This window comes from Oligella sp. HMSC09E12 (genome assembly GCF_001808505.1).
GTDB lineage: Bacteria > Pseudomonadota > Gammaproteobacteria > Burkholderiales > Burkholderiaceae_B > Oligella > Oligella urethralis.
In genome coordinates this window covers 1-3283 of sequence record NZ_KV793532.1, presented here as the reverse complement: position 1 = coordinate 3283, position 3283 = coordinate 1, and the positions used below count along the sequence as shown (strand labels likewise).

The following is a 3283-nucleotide window of genomic DNA, read 5'->3' as shown; positions in this document are numbered from 1 at the left end:
GGGATGAGGTGCAAACCTCACCCTACTCGATTTTTATGTAACCCTTTTACTTTAAAATGATCGTATCGTGATATACACGCTGCAGAATTGTTTAAATTACTGATTAGGTGGTAAAGAGCATAGTGCTTGTTTTGCCTGTTTATAAAAGGATAGGATGTGTTAAAAGGGAAAAAAGGTTTAGTTCTTGGTATTAGCAATGACAATAGTATTGCTTGGGCATGTGCCAGAGCCATGCATGAAGCAGGTGCAACATTGGGAGGCACTTGGCTCAACGATAAGGCAAGACCTTATGTAGAGCCTTTGTTGCAGTCGGTCAATGCTGAGATTCAGTTGCCTCTCGAAGTGAGTAATGAATCACAGCTGGAAGCGTTGTTTGAGGAAGTTACCCAGCGTTGGGGCAAGCTTGACTTCTTACTACATTCAATTGCGTTTGCACCTAAAGCAGATCTTCACGGACGGGTCGTTGATAGCTCATTAGAGGGTTTTTTGCAGGCGATGGATATTTCTTGTCATTCTTTCATACGAATGGCACGCTTGGCTGAGCCTTTGATGAAAGACGGTGGTAGCTTGATGACGATGAGTTACTTGGGTGGGCAGGAGGTTGTCCCTAATTACAGTATTATGGGGCCCGTCAAAGCAGCCTTAGAGGCTACAGTACGCTATCTTGCTTATGAGTTGGGTGAACAGGGTATCCGAGTCAATGCGATTTCTCCCGGAACGATTATGACTCGCGCTGCGTCAGGGATTGCCAGTTTTGATGCACTTGTTGAGGAAAATGCACAGCGTGCGCCGATGGGGGCCGTGAATATTGATGATGTTGGACCGTTAAGTGTGTTTTTAGCGAGTGATGGTGCACGAGCAATCACTGGTGGCAATATTTATGTAGATGGTGGATTTAATATCCTTAACTAAAAGTTACTAGCATAAGATAAAAGTCCGGCCTGCTTTTTTTAGCAGGGCCGGCTTTAAGATGAGTAATTACTTGTCCTGGAGCGTCTGTTGCTTTACGGAGTCTTCGTGTAAGGCCTCCTTTGCTATATCTTGAAGAATAGATGATTTTGCGAGATAATGAAACGAATCGCAAATTTAACAGTAAGTGGAATAATAGTATGGATAATTATTTTGCAATGTCTGAGTTGATACAGCAACCAAATAATAACAAAGCAAGTTTTCACCTCAAAAGAGTCGCTCTAATCACACCCGCTACATTGTTCGGTGCATTCGCACTTTTATCTTCAGCTACTGCAGAAACGCAAAGCGATGCGCTTAAGGGCGTGGCTATTGCTGTGTGCCCAGAGACGGAAGAGGCCAAGGCAAGCTCAACTTACAGTATTGCGATTGGCTGCGGTGCAGCGGCGGTTTCAGAGCGTACTATTGCTTTTGGTGCTGGATCTAGGGCGTCAGGCTTGCGTTCCACAGCAATAGGTAATCAAGCGCATGCAATTGGTGCTGATACAATTGCTTTCGGCAGTACGGCAAAGACCAATAGTGATAATGCCATAGCCATGGGTGTGAGCGCTGTCGTTGGTGCAAAATCGGAGGATTCAATTGCGATTGGACATATGGCCGAGGTCTCAACGGCAAAGAATTTGAATGTTATGAAGGCTAAGGTGGCTAATAACTCAATTGCGATTGGTAATTCTGCCAATGTCTCAGGCCCCAATAGCATTGCATTGGGTAATCATGCCTATGTCCAATCAGAAAATCGGAATGTACATCCCGAAGGTGCTATTGCGATTGGTTCAAACGCCTTAGCTACTTTTGATCAAGCGATTGCAATTGGTGAGAATACACGCTCACAAAGTATCTATGGGGTTACTATCGGAGCCGATGCTCATTCAAGGGGTTCAGATGTTGTTGCCATAGGTCACATGTCCTCCGTTTCAGACTTTAACTCTACTGCTGTCGGTGCATGGGCTGGTGCTGAGGGAAGGGGTGTTGCTATAGGCACAGCTGCTAAAGCTCAACAAGGTGGAGTGAGTATCGGGGGCGGTGTTCATCCAGAGCAGAAAAGTATAGTGAGTGCTTTACCGAGAGATGCTTGGACAAAAGCTGGTAGAGAAGCTATAGCAATTGGTTCAGCTTCACATGCTGACGCTTATGCTAGCATCTCTATTGGTTATCTCGCATTGGCAACGGGGCGTCGAGGCACTGCATTAGGCTATGAAAGCAGTGCCGTAGGGGAAGAGTCTATAGCACTTGGTCACAGGGCGAAAACAACGGGTTACGCCTCTGTTGCTCTAGGTCATGGAGCCGAAAGTCAAGGTCTTCGCACGGTTTCTATAGGTAACAATTCAATCATTAACGGTACTGATACGGTGTCGCTTGGTCATAAAAATGAGGTGTATGCGCGTAATTCGATGGTGCTCGGTTTTAATAATAAAATTGAGGAGCCAAATTCTACCTATAACGCTATTAAAAATACCTTTATTTTAGGAAGTGACGTTACCCACGTTCAACATAATAGTGTGATTCTAGGTCATGGTTCTCAAGCGGAACGAAGCGGAGAGGTTCGGACATCTTCACGCTCACTATTGCCGTCGAAACCCGGATCATATTATGATGGTTTAAAATTTGATGGCTGGAGTGGTTATGATGGCGAGCCTTCATCTTCTAAGGCGAGAGATGCTGGCGTTATTAGTGTTGGTGCAAAAGGCAAAGAGCGCCAAATCATTCACGTAGCACCTGGGGATGTATCTGCAACAAGTACGGACGCTATTAATGGTAGTCAACTTTTTTCGACCAATAGGGTTTTTACCAATGTTGCGGACACTACTCGTGGTTTATTGGGCGGTAATGCTGCAATTAGTCAAGATGGTAGCATCACTGCTTCAAACATTGGGAAAACAGGCAAAGATACAGTTCATGATGCCATTGAGAGTTTGCAGTGGAAAGTTAGTACAAATAATAATGAGGGCTCAGCAGTAGCCGTTAACCTTAGAAACGCACGTGTTGATTTCAAAAATAGTGACACAAATATACGAATTTCTCAAAGCGGTACTAATCTGACCTTTAATTTAGCCCACACTTTAAACGTAGGCCCTAAACCGATCAAAATTGATGGCACTCAGGGGGAAATTACAGGTTTAAGCAATACAACATGGAATCCTAACGCTACTTATACATCTCGTCGGGCTGCTACAGAGGAGCAGTTAAGTTTAGTGTATAAGGAATTGAAAGATAAGAATAATAATGTACCTGGTCCAGGTGCTCCTACTAGCGGTAGTCTGAGCTTTAAAGGTGATGATAGTGAGGAAGTCAAGCGTCAGCTTGGTGAGACCTT

2 protein-coding genes are annotated in these 3283 nt (G+C 44.5%); both read left to right on the top strand.

Going from position 1 to position 3283, the window contains the following annotated elements; translation table 11 throughout:
* Window positions 1–156: 156 nt before the first annotated feature.
* Entirely contained in the window at window positions 157–912 is a 756-nt protein-coding gene (gene fabI / locus HMPREF3179_RS02010; RefSeq protein ID WP_070469486.1) for an enoyl-ACP reductase FabI, read from the top strand.
* A gap of 197 nt (window positions 913–1109) precedes the next feature.
* Window positions 1110–3283: hypothetical protein (locus HMPREF3179_RS02005; protein WP_210398743.1), on the top strand; the 2174-nt coding region annotated here is incomplete at its 3' end.